This window comes from Gluconobacter cerevisiae (assembly GCF_015244675.1).
GTDB lineage: Bacteria > Pseudomonadota > Alphaproteobacteria > Acetobacterales > Acetobacteraceae > Gluconobacter > Gluconobacter cerevisiae.
Genome location: NZ_JABCQO010000008.1, coordinates 57,226 through 77,363 on the forward strand (window position 1 = coordinate 57,226; position 20,138 = coordinate 77,363).

The following is a 20,138-nucleotide window of genomic DNA, read 5'->3' on the forward strand; positions in this document are numbered from 1 at the left end:
TATGAAAATAGATCAGGTTTCATTAATTTAAATATTTTTATTCTACATATTGAGCGGCATTTGTTTGGAAAGATATATTTTTTTGATTATTGCCTGCTTGGCACCGCTTCGGCAGAGACCGGCGTTGAAATAAAACTGGCAAGCAGGTCTTGAACAATCGTCCGCCCTGTATCTGGAAGGTCCGGGGGACAAGGCATGACGCAGAATTTGCTCGACCTATACCCCAGGCCTAGTTGAACCGGGAGATCACAAAAACCTCCAGTCCATGGCAGCAAGTTCGGATGCGCCCCTCCCCCTATGACCGGGTACATCATTTCATCGGGGCCACGCAGTCGATATTCCCCGACGCCAGAGAGTCTACTACCCCGATGTTCAGCTAATTTTTCCGGTTTCAAGTCAGCGCCGCCCAAAGGTACGACTTTTCCTAGACAGCAGATACTATGCTCGAGGAGACGGTAGGTCATGGCGCAAGAGAACGAATGGGCGCATGATCACTCATTTCTATGTTGATGATGGTCGGCGCCTTCTTGCAACTCCACAGGTCCGCTCCGTCAAGACAAAAAAAGTCCTCTCGCCGCCATTGCAACCTTGCCTGCCAGCGTGACCAGACCATCTTTTATCGCATATCTTGTTCACTGCCGAAATATTGCTCTCATTCCGATGTAAGTACGTTCATCAGCAGATATCCTCACTCTGGTCCGTCAAAGTAGCGCTAGTTAGGGAAAACCTGATCCATAAGATCATTCCGGTCTCAAATAAGATCGTACTTCATGCTTTTGCTGAAAATCGGGACTACATCTCCCGCCCCTGGCATGCATGTATCACAACAACCACATTCAAACTCTAATCTATGTCACTTCCTTCTTGACGATACCTATCTTATGATAGCTATAATCCCCTCATATCGTTTGAGGTTATCGCAAGTCAAAAACCAAGGAAGTTGGAACATGCGGATATCAGGCTCAATTGCTATCGTTACCGGTGCATCTTCGGGTATTGGAGCAGCAACGGCACGGCTGTTGTCCGCTGCCGGGGCAAAAGTAATCTTGCTTGCTCGCCGCGAGGAACGGATCAAAAAGCTGGCTGGGGAACTGAACGATGCTGTCGCGATCCGCTGCGATGTAACGGCTCTTGACCAAGTCGCCCAAGCAATTAAGGAAACTATCAAAATCCACGGGCGCATCGACATTTTGATCAACAATGCGGGACAGGCGCTTCAAGCCCCTATTGAGCAGATCAATATCGATGACTTCCGCGATATTTTCGAGCTAAATGTTTTGGCTCCTCTCGTTATAATGCAACATGTCCTTCCCGCCATGCACAAGCAGGGCGCAGGAAGTATCGTTAATGTGAGTTCCGGTATCTGGTTCCATCCACTTGCGGAAAGCGCTGCCTACAGTGCAACCAAAGCGGCGTTGAGCACCATATCGGGGGTGGCGCGGGTTGAACTCGAAAAAAACAACATTGCGGTATCCGTAATTTACCCCTTCATTACCGAGACAGAACTGGTCGCATCAATCAAAGCTGGATCAGAATCAGCCAAGAAGCTGGAGGCTCCCATTTCTGCGGAACGTCAGCATCCTGAACAGGTTGCAGAAAAAATCCTCGAACTCGTCCGATCAGGCGAAAAGCAGGCAGATTTGGTACCGGTGCAATACGGCGGAACTTACGAAGGCTGAATGATGATGCGTCGTAGGAGGATATCCTTCGGCGTGCCTATTTCTCGTTTGGATTAAAAAATGATTTGTGAAGTCTCGAACAAGGATATTTCGCTGCCGGGTCTCTTTGCCACGGAGGCCGGAGACCTACCCTTCATGCAAGACGTCGAGGTGCGATCCTATCTGATCAAAACAGATAAAGGATTTATTGCAATCTATAATTCGCCAGGTCTTTCCAAAGACAAAAATGCGATCGTTGAGCTGGGCAGGCCCTCTGCTCTCCTTATGAGCCATTGGCATGAGGCCATGTATAAAGCACCTGAGCTGGACATAGCTGCATATGTTGCAGCTGCTGACCTCTCTCAAACCAAAGCTTCCATGTCAGGAGCTGTAGATTTAGCAACTTATCTGAGAAGCGATAATACGATCGAGATTATTTCTACACCAGGACACACAGCGGGATTTTCCATGTTCCTCTGGACGTGCGGTAATCATCGGGTGCTGTTCAGCGGTGACATGATCTGGTCCCACCATAATCGATGGGAAGCGGTTGTTCTGGATGAAAGCAACCGTCAGAAATATATCTCAAGTCTGGAGACCATTGCGAGACTGGACTTCGATGTCTTGGTACCGTGGATTTCTATGCGTGGCGAACAGTATCCGATCCTGAGCGACAGGCCTTCAGCACGTAATAAAATATTGAGAATCATAGAGCGCCTTAAAGGCGGTGAAGTGACTTGAATTTGTGCTTATTGATAACCCCATGAAAAATCACTCTCCAAATTGATACGACCTGAGTATGGGAAACACTTATGAAAGTATTCATTACTGGCGCAAATGGCTTCATTGGCTCCGCTGTCGTTTCCGAACTTCTTTCCACAGGCCACGAAGTGCTAGGGTTAGCCAGATCCGAGGAAGCGGCCCGTGCCATTCAAGCTGCTGGTGCCGAAGTTCAGCGCGGCTCGCTCGACAATCATGAAAGCCTGCGTATCGGTTCAGGAAAAGCCGATGCTATTATTCATCTTGCTTTCAATCCTGATTTTACGGCCTTTCAGGAATCATGTGAGCTTGACAGGAACGCTATCGAAATAATCGGCGCTTCCCTTTTTGGTACCCAAAAACCGTTACTCGTGCCTAATGGAATAGGCGGATTGGCACCGGGACGGATCGTAACAGAAGACGATAACGTCCCGACAACCTACAGGCTTCCACGCGTGTCCGAGCAAACAGCATTACGCCTGGCTTCACAAGGCGTAATCGCCTCGGTCATCCGCCTATCGCAGGTGCACAATGTGAACAGACAGGGACTTGTAAGTACTCTGATTGATATCGCACGAGCGACGGGAATATCCGCCTATATAAATGATGGAAGCAACCGGTGGCCCGCTGCGCATGTTTCAGATGTGGCCCGCCTCTTCCGGATGACACTGGAAAGCCCCAAAGCCGGAGTAAAATATCATGCGGTTGCCGAAGAAGGCATTGAGATGCGGGCCATTGCCACGACAATCAGTCGCCGTCTTGGGATTCCAGTAAAATCGCTTAGTGCCGAGGAGGCGCAAGACCATTTTGGGTCCTTGGCACCCTTCGTGGCTATGGATATGCCCGCATCGTACAATGAGACGATAAAGCGAACAGGTTGGCATCCCACGGGCCCGGCCCTTTTGGTTGATATCGAGAAGATTAGCCGATCTTGACGTAGTACGAAGATAGGGTCCGGAATATCACTTTTTTTTATCTTAACGAGGATAAAGGGTGCTCCTCAGACATGACGATTTTCTAAGCACGACAGTAGTTCTATTACAAACTGACGGAATAAACGACGAGTTTAGTCCTGCGATTGATGGATGTAAAACTCGATCGGCACGGTGAGTGTGAGTGTGATCGGATCGCCTACCATCGTGTCGGGCGGGATAGAGAGAGGCTGGGCACGCGTCGGCAATGCCATTGCTTCCTGATCTAACAGCGTACGACCAGAACTTCTGGCAAGCGTGACTGACAGCACATGCCTCCTACGGTCCATAGAGAAAGTTACTATCGGCACGCCTTCCTGATGATCTTCCATGCTATCGGCCGGGTATCGTTTAAACTTCTCCAAACGCCCCAGAAGTGCGCCCTGCCAAGTTGTCCTGTCACGAGAGGGGGATGACGATGACACCCCCGATGCGGGGGTAGCCTGAGTTTGGGCACGTGGTGCATCTGATGATGGCGGCGCTGTAGTGGTTTCCGCAGACAAAACCTTGTCCGGAACCTTTTGTCTTACCGGTGGCGAAGATTTATTTTTCTTTAATATCTTGTGGGGCTTTTCCATTTTGGCAACCGGCGCCGGAGGATTGGGTGATGAAGATGGAGGCGCAGTCATCTTTGGTGGGTTAACAGCCGCAGGATCAGAAATGGATTGCGTTTGCTGTTTTCCCGGAGGCACGTCGACCGGTGGCATAAGTGTGGAAACCGGCTCCGGGGCCATGTCTATAGCGATTGCAGCAAGAGGGGGCGCACTTACGGCTTCTGAAGCGGTCGACAAATGCATTATCCAGCATAAAACACTGCCTGTGGAGGTGAGTACGACCAGAAAAGAAATGCTCCATCGCAGCACTTCCTCTCGTTGCGCAAAACACACCTGTCTTTTCTGCCAGCCGACGAACGTGCGGGCCATAGCAGCATGATTGATCTTAGCGATACAGTTCATGGTCTGCTGGTGCCAAACGCCGCACACGCGATGCTCCATTCCACCCGAGATCCTAGTGCGCACTGCGCGGGGTACCATCCACATCCCCTTTGCAACCTCACAAATCACAAGTCCCCACAGCGTTAGAATCAACTGTGATTTGAGATGCGAATGTCGTTACTGCTCAAAACTGTCGAGTTCTATTTCACTACCAACGACAAATACTGGTCGCGGAACTTCTTGCGGATACAAAATATACCATGATATATCGAAAATATACATCTCATCTCTATCTTTTTGTTTTATATTACGATTATTGTTGCGATAATTCAAAAATCTCTAATGCCCACATCCTGCTTTACATGCTATAAATTAATTATGCCCGAAAGGCTGCACATGATTCATATTCATAATAAACTATCCAGACCATAAAGCTATCACACAATAGGTTAAATTGCATACCATGACTGATGATGATAAGCAGAAACTTTATTTACTCGCTGATTTAATTCATGCGATCAGTCGGCAACTTACGACCCCAACAAACCTCAAACCCGCTCCCTGCACTTCAGTCGAAATTCTGGTTATGCGTTATATTAGACAGAACGCAGGTGCATCCGCGCGGGATGCGGCTGAGGCAACGCTTTTACCGTCAAGCAATTTCAGTCGGATATTGCGAGGATTGACGGAGAAAGGCCTACTTCGGCAGGAAAAAGATACTCGCGATGCACGAGGGAAAAAACTCTATCTGACCGATGTTGCAAAGACTAATTTCAGTCTGATGCGAGAAGCATGGAGCAAGGATCTAGAAGGACTGATCGAGGACTCCGATCAAATCGATCTCGTAAATACAACGCTTAAAGATATTGAAACTAAGCTTCTAGCGCGACGACGAACTGATAATTCAGCCAGCGCGTGAGGCTAGGTTCCGCACTCATGACCAGAAGATAACGTTTGCTGCAAGACAGATGGAGTGTTCGAAAAATCCTTTGGTTTTGAGGGTTCCTCTGTGATTCCATTTCCTCTTAGTTGATTGGGGATGATGGAAGATGAAGTAGGCTTGTTTCTTTGATGTTGAAGAGCGGCTTGCTCGATTGAGCGGGTTCGGTGATCAACTCGAAGCGTTTTCCCGGACTGTGGATTTTGCAGCGTTCCGTCCTGATCTGGAAAAGGCCCTGGCGTATTTCGATGGAAGCAATGGCGGACGACCGCCTTTTGATGCGGTGCTGATGTTCAAGATCCTGGTGATCCAGACGTTGAACAACCTGTCTGATGAACGGGCAGAGTATCTGATCAACGACTGCCTGTCGTTCATGCACTTCCTTGGTTGGGGGCTTTCAGATCGGGTGCCGGATGCCAAACACTCTGGCTGTTCCGCGAGCGTCTGACACAGGCGGGTGCGATCGATGGGCTGTTCAACCGCTTTGACGCAATCCTGCGCAACGCCGGGTATTTGCCTATGTCCGGCCAGATCCTGGACACCACACTGGTGGCTGCGCCAAAGCAGCGCAATACGAACGCTGAGAAAGTCGATCTTCGGAAGGGACGGATCCCACAGGAATGGCAGGACAAACCGGCAAAGCTGTCGCACAAGGATCGTCATGCGCGCTGGATGCTGAAGTTCACGAAGGCGGAGCGACAGGATGATGGAACGATCCCCGCAACGAACCTCGCCATCCCGTTCTTTGGCTACAAGTCGCACATCTCCATCGACCGGAAGTTCCGGTTCATCCGCAAATGGAAAATGACGCATGCCGCCGCCAGTGATGGCGCCAGGCCGCGCGAGGGCCTGCTGGATAAAACCAATACGGCCTCAACGGTTTGGGCTGACACGGCGTATCGCTCAAAAACCAATGAAGACTTCATGGAAAAGCACGGCTTTGTCTCAAAGGTTCACAGAAAAAAGCCGCATCTCAAACCTATGCCCCGGCATCACCCGGGTCACTATAAGGATCGGGCTTGCCAATATCGTCTATAATATGCGTCGCTTCCTCTTCTTGGAGCGGATCAGCACCACAGCGTAGCTATCAAGCGGGTAACAGCCTCCAATCTGCTCAAAACACAGATCAACAGAGATCCAAAGAACCGTCAATCAGAACGCCCAAAGCCCAAAATCAGAACCAAAGTACATCAACCAATGGTTCTTCGATCCCTCCACCTGTATCCATAAGGCTATTATTAACGGACATAGTGTGTCTTTTCCATCTGGCCACGAAATTTGTTGAAATCCTTCATTGAAGAAAACGATACTCTGGCGAGGCGCTGCAACCGAAAGTGTCACCTTAGTCAGGTTACCTACATCAACAGGACCGTCTCGCAGGCGGCGAACCGCGCTCTATCATGCAGAACCAGCCACCAGAATAACGTCTGATAATCGGAAACGCTCGCAGTGATATCCGCTCTTTTTCACCCGCGTTTGAGGCGGAACTATACTCAAAATTGAAAAACGAAAACCTATTCTGAAAAATTATTTATTTATCCATCATATTTATGAAACATATTTGTCATGAAATTATTACACGACATTACAGATACGCAAACATAATGTTCGCCGCGTTATCACCGCCCAGATTTTATCTTCTTGATGCCGGGAAAACGCGAAATGAAAAAGAATGGTGTCCTGCTCACCACCTGTCTGAGTTCGTTGGTCTTCTACAGTGCCCATGCAGCTTCAGTCCCTACAAAAACATCCACTTCTGGAGACACTTCCCAGCACAGGACACCGCAGACGGCCCCGAAGAAACCTGTTGCAAAAAAGAACGTAATCCCTGACGCGACCGTTTCCAACAAATCAGAATCCATCGTCGTTCTCGGCTCCGGCGCCTCGCGCGAAACCCAAACGCTCTCCCATCTGGCGCTACAGGAAGTCGCTCCCGGCACCAGCCCTCTAAAGACGCTCTCAAAACTCCCCGGCGTCATGTTCACGTCTTCAGATCCGCTGGGATCTTACGAATGGTCGCAGCAGATCATCATCCGCGGTTTCGACCAGAGCCGTCTGGGCTTCACAATGGATGGCATCCCACTCGGCAACCTCGCCTATGGCAACGATAATGGCCTGTCGATCGGCCGCGCCCTGCAAACCGAAAATAACGGTCCCGCAACCCTCGCCCAGGGTGCAGGATCAGTCGGCGTTGCGGCTTCGAACGATCTCGGTGGTGCACTCGAATTCACGTCCATCGATCCCACCACGAAATATGGTGTGGATGTTGCCGGAACGGTCGGGTCTTACGGCACATGGCGCACATTCGCCCGCGTCAATTCCGGCACGCTGCCGGGCGGCGGACGACTGTACGTCTCATACGATTATCAGGACGCCAACAAGTGGAAAGGCGACGGCATTCAGCAGCAGCAGCAGGCAAATGCCAAGTTCATCCAGCCGCTTGGTGAGAAGGTCAAACTGACCCTGTTTGGCGATTACAGCCAGCGCGCGGAAAATGATTATCAGGATCTGTCCCTGCAACTGATTCACACCCGCGGCTACAACGTCGATAACGTCACCAACGACTACGGACTGGCCAAGCAGATCGCCCGAGCCTACCAGAACGGCACGCCCTTTCCGCAGGGCATCACCAATCAGGATCAGTCCTATTACAACTCCGCTGGCCTGCGAAAGGACGCACTGGGCTATGGACGTCTGGACTTCGACATCACCGGCCGCCTCAAGGGCTACGCCACGGTCTACGGCCATACCAATACCGGCGAAGGTATTTACGCCACACCCTACGAACCCACGCCTGACTCACTCGGCGGCTCACCCCTTTCGGTGCGAACCACCGAATATGACATCCACCGCGAAGGTTTTATCGGCGGCCTGACTTACAAGATAGCCCATCATACGATCGACGGTGGATTCTGGTTTGAAAACAACGACTTCGAACAGGCACGTCGTTTTTATCCGCTTAGCGAAAGCGGCTATACAGGCAGTTCAGTCCACTGGTTCCGCAACAATCCGTTCGCCACGCAGTGGCAGAGCGCATTCAATACCAAGACGTATCAGTTCCATCTTCAGGACACTTGGCAGATCACTCCGGCCTTCAAGCTGAATTACGGCTTCAAGTCGCTGGTCGTCGACAACCACGCCCGCCAGCTCGAAGGTAACTACATGGGCACCCCGACGACCAACACCTATGCCGGAGGCTCCATTACATCAGCCAACGGCTTCCTGCCGCAGCTTGGCGGCAATTACCGCATCAATCGTCACAACGAAATCTTCGCCGATTTCGCCCGTAACATGGCAGCCTTCGACAATTCCACAACCGGCGCCACCAGCCCGTTCGCCATGACAACCGCAGCGTATGCAGCGACCAAGAATTCTCTGCATCCTGAAATGTCCTACAGCGAAGAAATCGGCTACCGCTATCACGATCATCGCATTCAGGCCTCCCTGACCGGCTATTACATTGAGTTCGAAAACCGCCTCGCCTCCATCTCGCCCGTATCCAGCGGGACGAACGTTCAGGGCTATGCCAGCATCCTGAGCAATGTCGGCGGCGTCACGGCACGCGGCATCGACGCCGCATTCAATTACCATTTCACTGATAACTGGTCGATTTACGCCTCCTACGCCTATAACCAGTCCACCTATGACGACAACCTGACGACAGGCGGCGTGACATACACCACCAAGGGCAAGAGCGTGGTTGCAATGCCGCGCAATCTGGCCAACGTACAACTCAGCTACGACGACGGCTCGATCTGGGGCAATGTCGGCATGCAGTATCAGGGGCGCAGAACCTACACCTACATGAACGACCAGTGGATCAAGCCGAACGACATCTTCAACCTGAATGTCGGCTATCGCTTCCACAGCCATAACTGGGTGCTGCACGGTCTGGACGCCCAGATCAACGTCACCAACCTGTTCGACAAACGCTATGTCGCCACCGTCGGCAGCACGGGCTTTGCCGTCAGCGATCCGTCCGGCAGCCTCCAGACCCTTCAGGCCGGTGCCCCCCGCATGGTGTTCTTCACCCTGCGCAAGCACTTCTTCTGATCGTTGACCTTTTCACGGATGACGCCCTGATGCCACGTTCTCCCAGCCGACGACAGTTTCTCCGGCTCGGCTCCGCCACTGCGGCGACGGCCCTCCTGCCAGAGAACCTGAAGCGTGCCCTCGCCATCGCGCCACATACCGTCACAGGCACGATTCAGGACGTGGAACATGTCGTCATCCTGATGCAGGAAAACCGGTCTTTCGACCACTATTTCGGCTCCCTTCAGGGGGTTCGCGGCTACGCAGACCCCCGCGCCGAACGCCTGCCGGATGGCAGCAGCGTCTTTGCCCAGCCGGACGGAAAGGGAGGCACAGTTCTCCCGTTCCTGTTCAACACGGCCCACACCTCCAGCGCCTGCCTCGCCAGTCTCGACCATAGCTGGAAAGACACCCAGGCCGCATGGAACGACTGGAACACATGGATCTCCCACAAGGGGCCCATGACCATGGGTCATTTCACACGCGCTGAAATTCCTTATTATTACGCCCTCGCCGACGCCTTTACGATCTGCGACGCCTATCACGCCTCCATTTTCGGCCCGACCAATCCCAACCGCCTTTTCCTGTTTTCCGGAACAAGTGGTCTGGCCGTTGGCCATTCCGGCAAACAAGCCGTCGAGAACGTGGATGACGGGAACTGGTCGGCCGACATGACCCATGACCATCCCGATTTCACACCGTTCCGATGGGAGACTTATCCAGAAAGACTTCAGGACGCTGGCGTCTCTTGGCGCGTTTATCAGGAATACGACAATTTCGGCGATAACCCCCTCGCCTCCTTTGCACAGTTCCGCAACCTCGACCCGACATCCTGGCAATACCGTCGCGCACGACAGATCGTTCCCGGCTCTACTGAAGCCGACATGCACACCACCGAAGGCCGCTACCTTGTCGCCGAATTCGAACGCGACGTCTCGGAAGGACGCCTGCCTCAGGTCTCCTGGATCGTTCCGCCCACAGCCCTGAGCGAACACCCCAATGCCCCGCCCGGCTACGGCGAACATCTTATTTCCCAGTTCATGGACGTCTTCGTCCGCCATCCAGACGTCTGGTCACGCACCGTCTTCATTCTCAATTACGATGAAAATGACGGGTTTTTCGACCACGTCCCCGCCCCGGTTCCCGCGCTGACACCAGAGCAGGGCGGCGGGACGGTCTCAACACAGGGAGAGTCCTATCACGATGTTCCGGTCGGATTGGGCCCGCGCGTGCCCGCCATCATCGTCTCGCCTTGGACAAAAGGGGGCTGGGTCAATTCACAGGTGTTCGACCACACCTCCGTTCTGCGATTTCTCGAAGCACGTTTCGGCGTCAAATGCCCGAACATCACGCCATGGCGCCGCAGCGTATGCGGCGATCTGACATCCGTGTTCGACTTCGCACAGACAGACCGAACATGGACCGCGAGCCTCCCGAACACAGACGACTACCTCCCCGAAACGCGTCGCTCCTGCCAGCTTCCGCACCCTGCCGTCCCAACGGTTCAGAAACTGCCTCGGCAGGAAGCAGGTCAACGCCCTGCACGCGCCCTGCCCTATCATTTACAGGCAGATTTCCTCGCACCCGAAACACTCAGGCTAACCAATACGGGTACACAGGGCGCCGTCTTCCGCGTTCGCACCCACGGCACCACACGGCATTACACCCTCGACGCCCGCTCAAGCCTCTCCCTTCCGGTAAGTTCCTCCGATCAGAACGCCATCACGGTCCATGGTCCCAATGGCTTCTATCGCTCCCTGAGCGGAGAGACGCTACCCGAAGCCACACTCCAGCATGATCCGCAACATGATGTCCTGCTCCTGTCGCTTCGCAACACAACGCCCAATCTCCAGACCTTCCACATCACGGAAAAGCACAGCCACAACGAGCGTACGATTTCCCTGCCACACGGCGAAACCATGACAACCTCATGGGCCATTGCCCCGGCTTCATACTGGTACGATCTGAACATCCGCTCGGCCGAACGGCCTCACACAGTACTGCAACTGGCAGGGCGCATCGAAACCGGACGACCAAGCCTGACAGAACCTCAATCGGAATCATAACCCCCAGTTCATCAAGATCCTCCGGCTCTGTTGCAAAATTTGCGCTCATGCCTACAGGTTCCACTATAAGAAATTGCCTTTCTCGTACGTTAAGACCGGACGAATAGGGAAATATTGCCACTTTTAAACTCAGGTCTCATAGGAAGAAGACAGTCAGGCATCTGTCGTAGCAAGTTGCGAGCCGCCTCCACTACTTAAGCCTTCCAAACCTGATCTTGATACTATTGCGACGTTTGTGTTTCCGCCTGTCGTATTTGACGGGTTTTCCGGAGGACCTCATTTATAGAATGGAAAGTTTTACGCTTTTCTCTTCCAGAGCGTCCATGAACCAGTCGCCGCCATAACGCCGGTCTCCCAGTATCCATTGTGCAGAATGATTTCAAAGCGCGCGGCGTAGGCCAAGAGCTTGCCTGAGTGGCTTTTATTCTCTCAGGCGAGCATCCATGCCCCGATAGGTTCAGTTCGATCCGAATTGGCGTCTCCTCTCTGAAGGCTTGACGAAACGCGTGGCGAGCAACAGGGCGCCATGAAATAACGCGAGCAATCCAAATGTTTCGGCATAAGCTTCCGATCCGGCATGGGACGAGCCGACCGTCGCAAACCGCCATCCAAGGAACGTGGCGCATGCTGTAATCAATGTCGGCCCATCTATTCTTTGCACAATATTCAGCGCAGTCGTTGCCATCGGGATATCCGCGCGCGCGATCGAAGCGTATCCCACGCTCATCGCCGGAATGCCGACGGCCCGCCGCCACGCAACAACAATGCTATGGTCAGCAAGGCGACGTTCAGGTCGCCATAGGCGAGCACCACCAAAATCACTGTGCCGACCAACAACAAAAGAGCCCCGCAACCGGTCAGACCGCGCGCGTCAAACCGGTCAATCAGACGTCCAATGAGCGGATAGACGCACATCATCCCCAAACCCAAAGGCACCATGAGAAACCCGGCCCGTTTAGGCCTCCAGCGCAATCGCCTCACTCGTCGTCACGCGCCCAAGAAGGGGGAAAATCTCCTCGCAGGCAAAGCGTTGCATCTCGTTCGTGAATGTAGACATGACATCCGTGGCAAGCACGACGTTGTATCCATGCTCGTGCGCCGCTCTGGCAGTCGATTCCACGCCCAGATTGGTGGCGATTCCGCCGAGTACGACCGTGCTGATCCCGCGACGTCGAAGCTGAAGATCGAGATCCGTGCCGTAGAAGACACCCCATTGCCGTTTCGTGACACGCAGATCGGTCGGTTCGGCAAGCCCCTCGACCAGTTCTGCCCAGTCTGGTGCGAAGCCGCCAGGCGGTGAAAAGGAACGATCGACGATCGCATGCACGGCATCGGCGAAATCTGGCGCGAACGCTACATTCACCAGAATGACTGGAGCCCCAGCAGCCCGGAAACGCGTTGCAAGTTCTATCGATTTCTCGACAATCTCAGCACCCGGTGTCGGAGCCAAAGGAAGCCCTGTAATGCCCTTCTGGAGATCGATCAGAACGAGGGCCGTTCTGCTGGCTGGAAGCGAAATCATGGCAAAGCCTTCCTATCGGCGTTAGAACCGCCATCCCGAACCGTTATCGGGAAAACGCGGAACGTGAATAAGTTGAGTATACACTCAAGCAGGAGCATTATTTGAGTATGGGCTCAAATTCGTCAAGAGGTAAACGGACGTCTCTCCAGCCGATGCGCGCGGCTGGGCGTCAGCGCGTCGAGGAATTACTGGAGGCCGCGTCGGACCTCATGGCGGAACGAGGGTACGAGGCGACGACCATGGCAGAGATTGCCGCGCTCGCCGGGGCGAAGATTGGCTCGCTCTATCGGTTCTTTCCAAACAAAGAGGCGGTGGCGGACGCTTTGGTGCAGCGGCATATCGTCGTCCTGGAAGACGAATACGCGGCACTTGCCAAACGTGCCGCTACGCTGTCCCCGAACGCTCTGGCGGACGTTCTGATCGAGCTGCTTGTCACGCTTCATCCCCGTGTGAAATCCCTCTCCGCACTGATGGAGGCGCAGACTGACAAGATGGAGATCCGTGATCTTGCGCGAGGACATGCCGTAGCCGGAATTGCGGCAGCGTTGCGTGTCTGTGCACCAGGATTAAATGAGACACTCGCGAAAGACATCGCAGCAGTCGTTTTGAATACCATGAAAGTCTTGCGTGGCATGCTCGCGCAAGACGCGCCCACTACGCCAGGCGCGCCTGACGAATTGCGGCGGATGCACCGTCTTTATCTGGCGGACCGGCTGGAGCCGTTTCGGCATGCTCCAGACAGCATAACGGACGCAGAGCCATAATTTCGTGGATTGGTGCAGTATTCGCCCTACGACCTAAGAGCCTTGGCACTGTCCCCGAGAGCGAGATGTCGTGGGAGCTTGCAACTCTTGTCAGACCTACCTTGCGATCAAAAACGCTTCTGATAGCGTGCGCAAATAAAATGAATTTTGTTCATGCAGGACATCGTCGAAGATTATATTGAATTATTTCAATAACCGCCTGCCAAAAAGATCTGGCTGTTTGGAACTCACGCGTGAGTTCATTCGCCCAGAAATTAAAAATAATGGTCGATTTTGTATATGTTTCTAATTTACTATCTGTCCATGAAAGCCAAACGGTAGCCTCATCAACGAGCCTTTTCCGATAGGACGGAATACGTTGACAGAAAGATCCCAAGCATTCGGTAAGGTTTTTACCTTGCATATCCCAACTATCATCTAGTGTATATGTCAACTGACCAATAGCTGGATATTGTAAACGGACTTGATCGAGAATTGGTAAATTCTCCGGAATTAAATCAATTTCTCCCATTATATTCATTTCTTCGAAAGGTTATATTCACTTTGCACCCACACGTTGATCGGGATGAGATTGCGTTACAATCATGCCCATGTCGCGAGAAGTATGGTGATTGGATTCCTTGCGGCTGTCTTTCTCCGCATTTACCCACCATTCCACGATCAGATATCTTGAAATGTTGGGAAGGAGCATGACCGCTCATATCAAGCTGGATCGGCCTTCCGGAAGTCAACAGAATCCGCAATACGCGGTTAACCGCCGAGATTCGATACGGAGCAAAAATCCTGCGGGAAAAAGAATATCCGCCATCTGCCTGGAAAAATTCCCCACAATTGACAAGGCAAATGCTGATATGGCCGCTGCTCGCGCGACGAGATCTGTCATTGTCAGTGATGTGTCGCCACTCCAAAGCGCACGACCTCTCGTAGCGATCTCGTGATTTGCAACTGCGCCTTCCAATATCTTCGTGACGCCGATTGGTTCAGGCGCAAGAAAAAGGCCCGACCTCAAGACGATGCAGCGTATGTCTGGCAGGGTGGCAAAACGTGCGCAAAATAGCGCGAAAGCCCCGTCTCTAGCTCGTCAGAGGAGAAAATTCCGGCAATGTAACCGTCCGGACGCACGAGCACCCAGTGATCGGGTTCGATCCCGTACGCTTCGGCGATATGGCCATCATCATCGACGAGTTCATGCCCCGCGCCGACGGCGACGATACGAACACCCGCGATGGCCGACGACCGGTCACGCACCTCATAGCCAAGCAGGGTCCAGTGAGTCCCTTGAAAAACCGTAAACAGCCGTGTCCGCTGCCCGGCCTGTCCGCGACAGGGCGCATCAGGAGCGCGATCGCCCGCCTGCACTTTGCCGCTTACCGAACCGGGCACGCTCAACGATGAACCGCGATAGCCGAGGTCGAGCTGACGCGCTTCGCGATCGCGCCGCATGGTGCCCTGTTTGGCTTCCCCGAGCAGCCGCGTTGAAAGACGCAGCATGTTCGCTGCGATTGGTCGACGCTCTGCCTCGTAGCTGTCGAGCAGCGCTTCCGGCGCTCCCGCGAGCACGGACGCCAGCTTCCAACCAAGATTATAGGCGTCCTGAACGCTGGTATTGAGGCCCTGACCGCCGGTTGGCGGGTGAACATGCGCCGCATCTCCCGCAATGAAGACGCGCCCGATCCGGTAGCGATCAGCCAGACGCGCACTCATCGTATAAATCGACGACCACGACACCGAACGGACCGTAATGTCCCCTCTGCCGGTCCGGTCTTCGACGAGCGTGGTCAGCCCGGCCGGAGACAGGTCAACCTCTCCGTCCAGAGCCACAGGGGCCTGAATCTGGAACAGGTCCGTCCCCGCCAGTGGGCAGATCATCACCTGTGTTTCGGGTGCACCAAACTGGAACCGATGCCAGGCGGACCGATCCAACCCCTCCAGCCGCACATCGGCAACAATCGCACGCACGCCCAGTGCTTCTCCCGGAAAATCGATCGCCAATGCATGACGCACAAAACTGCGGCCACCATCGGTTCCGACGAGGAACCGGGCGCGGACAACCTGCTCGCCGCCTTGCTGTTCGATCCTCGCCGTAACGCCATCGTTGTCCTGCTGGAAACCGACCAACTGTGTCCCAAAATGCGGATGATGGCCCAGCTCAGCAAGCCGCTCTCGCATGACAGCTTCGGTTGAGAACTGTGGCAGCATCAGTGGCGCGGCATAGGGCTCGGCTGCGGTTGGAAAGACGTCCGCTTCCGTCAGCAGCGACATTTTATGGGTTCCATCAGGACGATACTGACAGAGCGGCGGATAGGGTCCGCCTGCCGCCGCTACACGATCGACGAAACCGAGATCCTCGAAGATTTCCATCGTCCGGGGCTGGATGCCCTTTCCGCGCGACCCGCTGAACGGCTGCGTGTTCTGCTCGATCAGTTGGAACGAAACCCCGCGTCGGGCGAGGTCGATGGCAAGTGTCAGGCCTGCGGCCCCCGCACCCACGATCAAGACGTCTATATCGACAGACACTGGCAACTCCGCGAATAAATGTGTAATATTCACGTATCTGAAGGTGACATCGAAAGCAACGAAAAACGTGAATAATGCACATGATCCTGATATCCTGCGCGGACTCCATGCCGCGATCATTGATCTGGTCGATGAAATCAACCGACCGCGTCGGGATGATCGCCTGATCGAAGAAGCAGGCATTCCGTTGGATCGGGCCCTGTTTCCGCTTCTGGCACGCGTATGGCGCTACGGTCCCATCGGCGTGGTCGACCTCGCGGACCGGACGGGCCGAGATCATACGACCATCAGCCGGCAAATGACCAAGCTGGAGGAACTGGACCTCATCGAGCGCAAGCCATCCATAACGGACAGGCGTGTTCGCGAAGCGACAGTAACAGGAAAGGGGCAGGAAATGGTCGACCTGCTCAACGCAGCGCGCGAGAGGCTGGCCAACCGCATTCTTGTCGACTGGAACGATACTGACCTCAATCAGTTACAAACGCTTCTGCGACGCTTCGCTGACGACCTAATGCGGTGATAAATCCAGTAAAATATCTGCCACTAGAATCAGACCGTTTGCTCCGGCCTGGCTCACGTTGACGGAGCGATTTATCGACAGGCAGAAGCGGGAAATTGAGTGCCTGAAGAATAGAGTTGGAGATACAGCGTGGCTCGAGGAAAGGGTAAGATTCCTCCTAAGCCTGCCAAGCAGCATCTTCCGTCGAAGATCTGCCCGGTCTGCGATCGACCGTTCACTTGGCGCAAGAAATGGGCGAAGGACTGGGATCAGGTTCGGTATTGTTCTGAAGCCTGTAAGGGCATGCCGAAAGTACGACGGTTGTGAAAAGCCGCCTCGAAGGACGGCTTTTTGGGCAGTTCTAATGCTCGGAATCGGAGACTGAAAGTAGGCCACCTGTGCCATCTACCAATGGCGGTGTCACTTTCCCCCGCACAAGCCAATAGACAGTGCCCAAAGCCAGTACAGCGCCCGATAGTGCCGCCATTTCCTGTACGTTCACGCCATTCAGATCAAGGACGATGAATTTCCGAACCGTCGCCATCATGCCGATCAGCAGGACAGATCGCATGCGGGCCATACTGTGTGCTTGGCCACCCGGCATCACCAGAATGGAGTGTTTGAACTCCAGCGCAATCAGCACAGTGAAAAACATGCCGAAAATGGCCTGAAGCAAAACCGGACTGGTCGGATCAAGTCCTGTATCCAAAACCATGCGGATGACTGCCACAACAACATGCAGCAGACCCACGCATGCAACGACGGTAATACATAAAGTCAGAATGACCATGGCCGCTTCTTCGAACAGGTCGAAAGCGCGTGCCAGTTTGAGAAAACCTGGAATATTCTTGATCATGGCCAACAACACATCTCCGTGATTGATGGAGGATCGTACTGTTATGTGGCGATTTCGAGAAGAGTGCTGGGTGTTTGCGAGGATGACGGTTTGTAGTCAGGCAGACTGAGTGTCTTATTGTTGCAACCATCCGGCACGACGAGGCTTTATCTCCTGAACTGCGCAGGGGAAGCATTCATGTCTATCCAGGGATTGTCGCGTTTTCAGAGTAAAAAGGTTCTCGTTACGGGTGCCGCCTCAGGCATTGGCCACGCCACAGCGCTTCGGTTTCTTGACGAGGGCGCTCATGTCATCCTCGTGGATCGAGACAAGGCGAAGCTTGATGACGCTACGAAGGCGCTGGCCCCGAAATATGCCGTGCCATCCTTGACGGATATTTCCGTCCCGGAACAGGTTGAGGCTCTCTGTAAATTTGTCGAGGAATATTTTGGGACGCTTGATGTTCTGGTGAATAACGCTGGTGTGACGGCTATGGGCACCGTTCTGGATTGCGATCTGGCAACCTGGAGCACCGTCTGCGCGACCACCCTCACCGGCACTCTGAACGTCAGCCGCACATTTCTTCCCATGCTGATCAAAGCGAAAGGCAACATCGTCAACACCGCTTCGGTTTCCGGCATGCGAGGAGATTGGAATACGGCGTATTACGATGTCGCGAAAGGCGGCGTAGTGAACCTGACCCGTGTGATGGCAATGGACCACGGCAAGAGTGGCGTGCGCGTCAATGCAATCTGCCCCTCGGTCACGCGTACGGCCATGACGGCAGAGGCGGTCAAAGACAAGGCATTTGTCAAAAGCGTGGAAGATCGTGTGCCATTACAGCGCCTTGGAGAACCAGAAGACATGGCCGCTGCCATTACATTTTTGGCAAGCGCGGATGCGTCCTACATCACAGGCCTTATTATGCCTGTGGATGGTGGCGTGACTGCTTCCAACGGCCAGCCACCATTCCCGATGTCATAAAATCAAAGTACCCTCTCTGGCTGATCTGCCGCGTCCGTGTCTCCCGTCACGATCAGTCAGGATATCGCGGGCGTTTAGGTAGATATGACGAAGGCCGGTATCGTGAGCGTCTCAGGAGTGCAGCACTGAACAGCGGACTAGGCCGTCCGATTTGGGTCGATAGATATAGATATCGACAGCATGCGGAAGCAAGAGATGTCGGATAAATTCCAGACTTTCTCTTGAAAAATGAGATTTTATAAGGATTTTTACCGGACCGAGTGGTGGGCGCAACAGGGATTGAACCTGTGACCCCTACCATGTCAAGGTAGTTGAATAGTTCCAAAAAATGGCAGTTTTTCAACGGTTCTAGCGCAGCACAATCATTGACTGCACCAGTTCTGCACATTTAAGCATTTATCCCCAGCCACTCGATGATCTCATTCCGGTAGGCATCGGGCATCACTTTGGCGTACCGAGTGACCGTCGTGATGTTGCCCCATCCGCCGTCAGCCTTAAGGCGCATCAGATCCTTGTGCAGGCAGTATTGCCAGCTTGCCCATGTGTGACGTGCATCATGCGGGGTGACGTTAGGGACGAACACGCTCTTCGACTTCTCCTGTCCCTTCGGTGTCCACACGCGCACACGCCCCGGAAGACCAGCCTTGCGACAAGCCACCGCCCATCCAGACTTGATCTGGCCGCCACTCGTTCGGCCGTTTTCAGAATAAGCCTCTCCGATCTCCCTGCCCTGCCCGTTTCTCGATTTTCTCGCGCGAACGGGACGGAATACGCGGCCATCCCGGTTCGGTAGAGAAGCCAACGACGCACAGACGCGGGGCGGCAGATCGATATGCCGCTCGTTCCCTTGCTTCTGCCAGACAACGGCTCGCCTTCCCCTTAGGTCCACACAGGCCCAGTCCAGTTCAAGAGCCTCTGACATACGAGCCCCTGTGCCGAACAGGAACACCAGAAGCGGCTTCAGATGGACAGCTGCATTGTCGATCAATAGCGTCACCTGCTCTGGGCGCAGATAGATCGTTCTCCCAGTTGGAATGCGAGGCTTATCGAACGCAGGACGATCACACCACTTACGGATCGCAGCAAACTCCAGAACTGACCGCAGTGGAGTAAGGACGGATCGGACCTTGGTGGCGGGATTGGCCTCGGCACCGTCGCGGAGGATATGTCGATAAGCTTGGTCCAATGATGTTTGGTCGATATCCGAAAGGCGGATGGTCCCGAAGTACGCCAGAAGCCTGAGGAGGTAAGCCTTGGTCGCATCCGACCTTGGCTCGGCCTCAAGATAAGCAGTGATGGCATGAGCAAATGTTACAACCGCGCGTTTGCCGTAGATGCCTTCCTGCCAGAGTTCAGCTTCGCGCTTTGCACGGTATTCTTCTGCCTGCCTCGGGTCAGCAGTTCCTGTGCTTTCATAAATGCTCTGTCCTTTGACAGTTCCACGGACATAGAGCTTTTCTGAATCGGTGCGTTTGTAGACTTTGAGTGGCATTCCAGACTCAACAGAAGGCGTTTATAATCTGCCGGATAGAAGATAAAGCGACTACCCCATCGACGGTGGGTAGGGCCTCCATGGAATTCATGAACGCGGCTGAGATGTTGTCTGAGCTTTGTCTTTCCGATCCGGCCTTTCAGGCGTTTGAGTACGTCCTGAAA

At 53.7% G+C, this 20,138-nt stretch carries 18 protein-coding genes and 3 pseudogenes; 12 read left to right on the forward strand and 9 right to left on the reverse strand.

Annotated elements, in window-relative coordinates:
• Positions 1 to 947: 947 nt before the first annotated feature.
• The 3 genes from HKD21_RS10065 (at position 948) to HKD21_RS10075 (ending at position 3,352) form a co-directional block, all read left to right on the forward strand.
• Complete coding sequence (locus HKD21_RS10065) at positions 948 to 1,679, forward strand: SDR family oxidoreductase (protein ID WP_194255573.1); 732 nt, start codon at positions 948 to 950, stop codon at positions 1,677 to 1,679.
• Between the two features lie 135 nt (positions 1,680 to 1,814).
• A complete protein-coding gene (locus HKD21_RS10070; RefSeq protein ID WP_194255574.1) occupies positions 1,815 to 2,399 on the forward strand; it encodes an MBL fold metallo-hydrolase in 585 nt (194 codons plus the stop codon).
• Between the two features lie 71 nt (positions 2,400 to 2,470).
• Positions 2,471 to 3,352: an SDR family oxidoreductase gene (locus HKD21_RS10075; RefSeq protein ID WP_194255575.1), complete on the forward strand. Its 882-nt coding sequence runs from the start codon at positions 2,471 to 2,473 to the stop codon at positions 3,350 to 3,352.
• A 131-nt stretch (positions 3,353 to 3,483) separates the two neighbouring features.
• On the opposite strand, the gene HKD21_RS10080 is transcribed toward HKD21_RS10075, so the two are convergent.
• Positions 3,484 to 4,344 (reverse strand): TonB family protein, encoded by an 861-nt coding sequence (locus HKD21_RS10080; protein ID WP_194255675.1) that lies wholly within the window; start codon positions 4,342 to 4,344, stop codon positions 3,484 to 3,486.
• A 442-nt stretch (positions 4,345 to 4,786) separates the two neighbouring features.
• Here HKD21_RS10080 and HKD21_RS10085 point away from each other — a divergent pair, with 442 nt between their 5' ends.
• The 4 genes and pseudogenes from HKD21_RS10085 to HKD21_RS10100 all read left to right on the forward strand — a co-directional run bounded on the left by HKD21_RS10085 (position 4,787) and on the right by HKD21_RS10100 (position 11,361).
• Positions 4,787 to 5,242 (forward strand): MarR family winged helix-turn-helix transcriptional regulator, encoded by a 456-nt coding sequence (locus HKD21_RS10085; protein ID WP_194255576.1) that lies wholly within the window; start codon positions 4,787 to 4,789, stop codon positions 5,240 to 5,242.
• Between the two features lie 175 nt (positions 5,243 to 5,417).
• Positions 5,418 to 6,347, forward strand: a pseudogene (locus HKD21_RS10090) (IS5 family transposase).
• A 578-nt stretch (positions 6,348 to 6,925) separates the two neighbouring features.
• Entirely contained in the window at positions 6,926 to 9,316 is a 2,391-nt protein-coding gene (locus HKD21_RS10095; protein WP_194255577.1) for a TonB-dependent receptor, read from the forward strand.
• Between the two features lie 29 nt (positions 9,317 to 9,345).
• A complete protein-coding gene (locus HKD21_RS10100) occupies positions 9,346 to 11,361 on the forward strand; it encodes a phosphocholine-specific phospholipase C (protein WP_194255578.1) in 2,016 nt (671 codons plus the stop codon).
• Positions 11,362 to 11,554: 193 nt separating this feature from the next.
• Here HKD21_RS10100 and HKD21_RS14640 read toward each other — a convergent pair.
• From HKD21_RS14640 to HKD21_RS10110, 3 genes and pseudogenes are all read right to left on the reverse strand, one after another.
• Positions 11,555 to 11,734 (reverse strand): annotated as a pseudogene (locus HKD21_RS14640) (IS5/IS1182 family transposase); the annotation flags it as partial.
• Between the two features lie 84 nt (positions 11,735 to 11,818).
• Positions 11,819 to 12,321, reverse strand: a pseudogene (locus tag HKD21_RS10105) (DHA2 family efflux MFS transporter permease subunit); the annotation flags it as partial.
• Positions 12,317 to 12,883 (reverse strand): hydrolase, encoded by a 567-nt coding sequence (locus tag HKD21_RS10110; protein ID WP_194255579.1) that lies wholly within the window; start codon positions 12,881 to 12,883, stop codon positions 12,317 to 12,319. The pseudogene HKD21_RS10105 and the gene HKD21_RS10110, both read right to left, overlap by 5 nt.
• A gap of 107 nt (positions 12,884 to 12,990) precedes the next feature.
• Here HKD21_RS10110 and HKD21_RS10115 point away from each other — a divergent pair, with 107 nt between their 5' ends.
• On the forward strand, positions 12,991 to 13,647 hold the full coding sequence (locus HKD21_RS10115; RefSeq protein WP_194255580.1) for a TetR/AcrR family transcriptional regulator: 657 nt from the start codon (positions 12,991 to 12,993) through the stop codon (positions 13,645 to 13,647).
• A 151-nt stretch (positions 13,648 to 13,798) separates the two neighbouring features.
• Here HKD21_RS10115 and HKD21_RS10120 read toward each other — a convergent pair whose 3' ends face one another.
• Both HKD21_RS10120 and HKD21_RS10125 read right to left on the reverse strand, forming a co-directional pair.
• Positions 13,799 to 14,158: a hypothetical protein gene (locus tag HKD21_RS10120; RefSeq protein ID WP_194255581.1), complete on the reverse strand. Its 360-nt coding sequence runs from the start codon at positions 14,156 to 14,158 to the stop codon at positions 13,799 to 13,801.
• Between the two features lie 27 nt (positions 14,159 to 14,185).
• Complete coding sequence (locus HKD21_RS10125; RefSeq protein ID WP_194255582.1) at positions 14,186 to 14,338, reverse strand: hypothetical protein; 153 nt, start codon at positions 14,336 to 14,338, stop codon at positions 14,186 to 14,188.
• On the opposite strand from HKD21_RS10125, the gene HKD21_RS10130 reads away from it, so the two are divergent.
• Positions 14,337 to 14,585, forward strand: coding sequence for a hypothetical protein (locus tag HKD21_RS10130; RefSeq protein WP_194255583.1), 249 nt, complete (start codon positions 14,337 to 14,339; stop codon positions 14,583 to 14,585). The two genes, HKD21_RS10125 and HKD21_RS10130, sit on opposite strands and share 2 nt — an antisense overlap.
• A 67-nt stretch (positions 14,586 to 14,652) precedes the next feature.
• Here the strand turns inward: HKD21_RS10130 and HKD21_RS10135 are convergent, their stop codons facing one another.
• The gene (locus tag HKD21_RS10135; RefSeq protein ID WP_215748050.1) at positions 14,653 to 16,164 is read right to left on the reverse strand and encodes an FAD-dependent oxidoreductase; all 1,512 of its coding nucleotides are present in this window, start codon (positions 16,162 to 16,164) and stop codon (positions 14,653 to 14,655) included.
• Positions 16,165 to 16,231: 67 nt separating this feature from the next.
• On the opposite strand from HKD21_RS10135, the gene HKD21_RS10140 reads away from it, so the two are divergent.
• Together HKD21_RS10140 and HKD21_RS10145 are read left to right on the forward strand one after the other, a co-directional pair.
• Positions 16,232 to 16,684, forward strand: coding sequence for a MarR family winged helix-turn-helix transcriptional regulator (locus tag HKD21_RS10140; protein WP_322782926.1), 453 nt, complete (start codon positions 16,232 to 16,234; stop codon positions 16,682 to 16,684).
• Between the two features lie 129 nt (positions 16,685 to 16,813).
• Positions 16,814 to 16,990: a DUF2256 domain-containing protein gene (locus HKD21_RS10145; RefSeq protein WP_322782927.1), complete on the forward strand. Its 177-nt coding sequence runs from the start codon at positions 16,814 to 16,816 to the stop codon at positions 16,988 to 16,990.
• Positions 16,991 to 17,024: 34 nt separating this feature from the next.
• On the opposite strand, the gene HKD21_RS10150 is transcribed toward HKD21_RS10145, so the two are convergent.
• Complete coding sequence (locus HKD21_RS10150; RefSeq protein ID WP_194255585.1) at positions 17,025 to 17,519, reverse strand: phosphate-starvation-inducible PsiE family protein; 495 nt, start codon at positions 17,517 to 17,519, stop codon at positions 17,025 to 17,027.
• 177 nt (positions 17,520 to 17,696) lie between these two features.
• Between HKD21_RS10150 and HKD21_RS10155 the strand changes: the two genes are divergently transcribed.
• Complete coding sequence (locus HKD21_RS10155; protein WP_194255586.1) at positions 17,697 to 18,482, forward strand: meso-2,3-butanediol dehydrogenase; 786 nt, start codon at positions 17,697 to 17,699, stop codon at positions 18,480 to 18,482.
• Between the two features lie 388 nt (positions 18,483 to 18,870).
• Here the strand turns inward: HKD21_RS10155 and HKD21_RS10160 are convergent, their stop codons facing one another.
• Positions 18,871 to 19,974, reverse strand: coding sequence for a tyrosine-type recombinase/integrase (locus HKD21_RS10160; RefSeq protein WP_194255587.1), 1,104 nt, complete (start codon positions 19,972 to 19,974; stop codon positions 18,871 to 18,873).
• Positions 19,975 to 20,138 lie beyond the last annotated feature (164 nt).

Excerpts from the sequence above, each read along its gene's own strand:
- HKD21_RS10065 (WP_194255573.1), top strand. The coding sequence starts at position 948 with ATGCGGATATCAGGCTCAATTGCTATCGTTACCGGTGCATCTTCGGGT.
- HKD21_RS10160 (WP_194255587.1), bottom strand. The coding sequence starts at position 19,974 with ATGCCACTCAAAGTCTACAAACGCACCGATTCAGAAAAGCTCTATGTC.
- HKD21_RS10100 (WP_194255578.1), top strand. The coding sequence starts at position 9,346 with ATGCCACGTTCTCCCAGCCGACGACAGTTTCTCCGGCTCGGCTCCGCC.
- HKD21_RS10095 (WP_194255577.1), top strand. The coding sequence starts at position 6,926 with ATGAAAAAGAATGGTGTCCTGCTCACCACCTGTCTGAGTTCGTTGGTC.
- HKD21_RS10080 (WP_194255675.1), bottom strand. The coding sequence starts at position 4,344 with ATGAACTGTATCGCTAAGATCAATCATGCTGCTATGGCCCGCACGTTC.
- HKD21_RS10150 (WP_194255585.1), bottom strand. The coding sequence starts at position 17,519 with ATGATCAAGAATATTCCAGGTTTTCTCAAACTGGCACGCGCTTTCGAC.
- HKD21_RS10110 (WP_194255579.1), bottom strand. The coding sequence starts at position 12,883 with ATGATTTCGCTTCCAGCCAGCAGAACGGCCCTCGTTCTGATCGATCTC.
- HKD21_RS10075 (WP_194255575.1), top strand. The coding sequence starts at position 2,471 with ATGAAAGTATTCATTACTGGCGCAAATGGCTTCATTGGCTCCGCTGTC.
- HKD21_RS10115 (WP_194255580.1), top strand. The coding sequence starts at position 12,991 with ATGGGCTCAAATTCGTCAAGAGGTAAACGGACGTCTCTCCAGCCGATG.
- HKD21_RS10085 (WP_194255576.1), top strand. The coding sequence starts at position 4,787 with ATGACTGATGATGATAAGCAGAAACTTTATTTACTCGCTGATTTAATT.
- HKD21_RS10125 (WP_194255582.1), bottom strand. The coding sequence starts at position 14,338 with ATGCTCCTTCCCAACATTTCAAGATATCTGATCGTGGAATGGTGGGTA.
- HKD21_RS10155 (WP_194255586.1), top strand. The coding sequence starts at position 17,697 with ATGTCTATCCAGGGATTGTCGCGTTTTCAGAGTAAAAAGGTTCTCGTT.
- HKD21_RS10130 (WP_194255583.1), top strand. The coding sequence starts at position 14,337 with ATGACCGCTCATATCAAGCTGGATCGGCCTTCCGGAAGTCAACAGAAT.
- HKD21_RS10120 (WP_194255581.1), bottom strand. The coding sequence starts at position 14,158 with ATGGGAGAAATTGATTTAATTCCGGAGAATTTACCAATTCTCGATCAA.
- HKD21_RS10070 (WP_194255574.1), top strand. The coding sequence starts at position 1,815 with ATGCAAGACGTCGAGGTGCGATCCTATCTGATCAAAACAGATAAAGGA.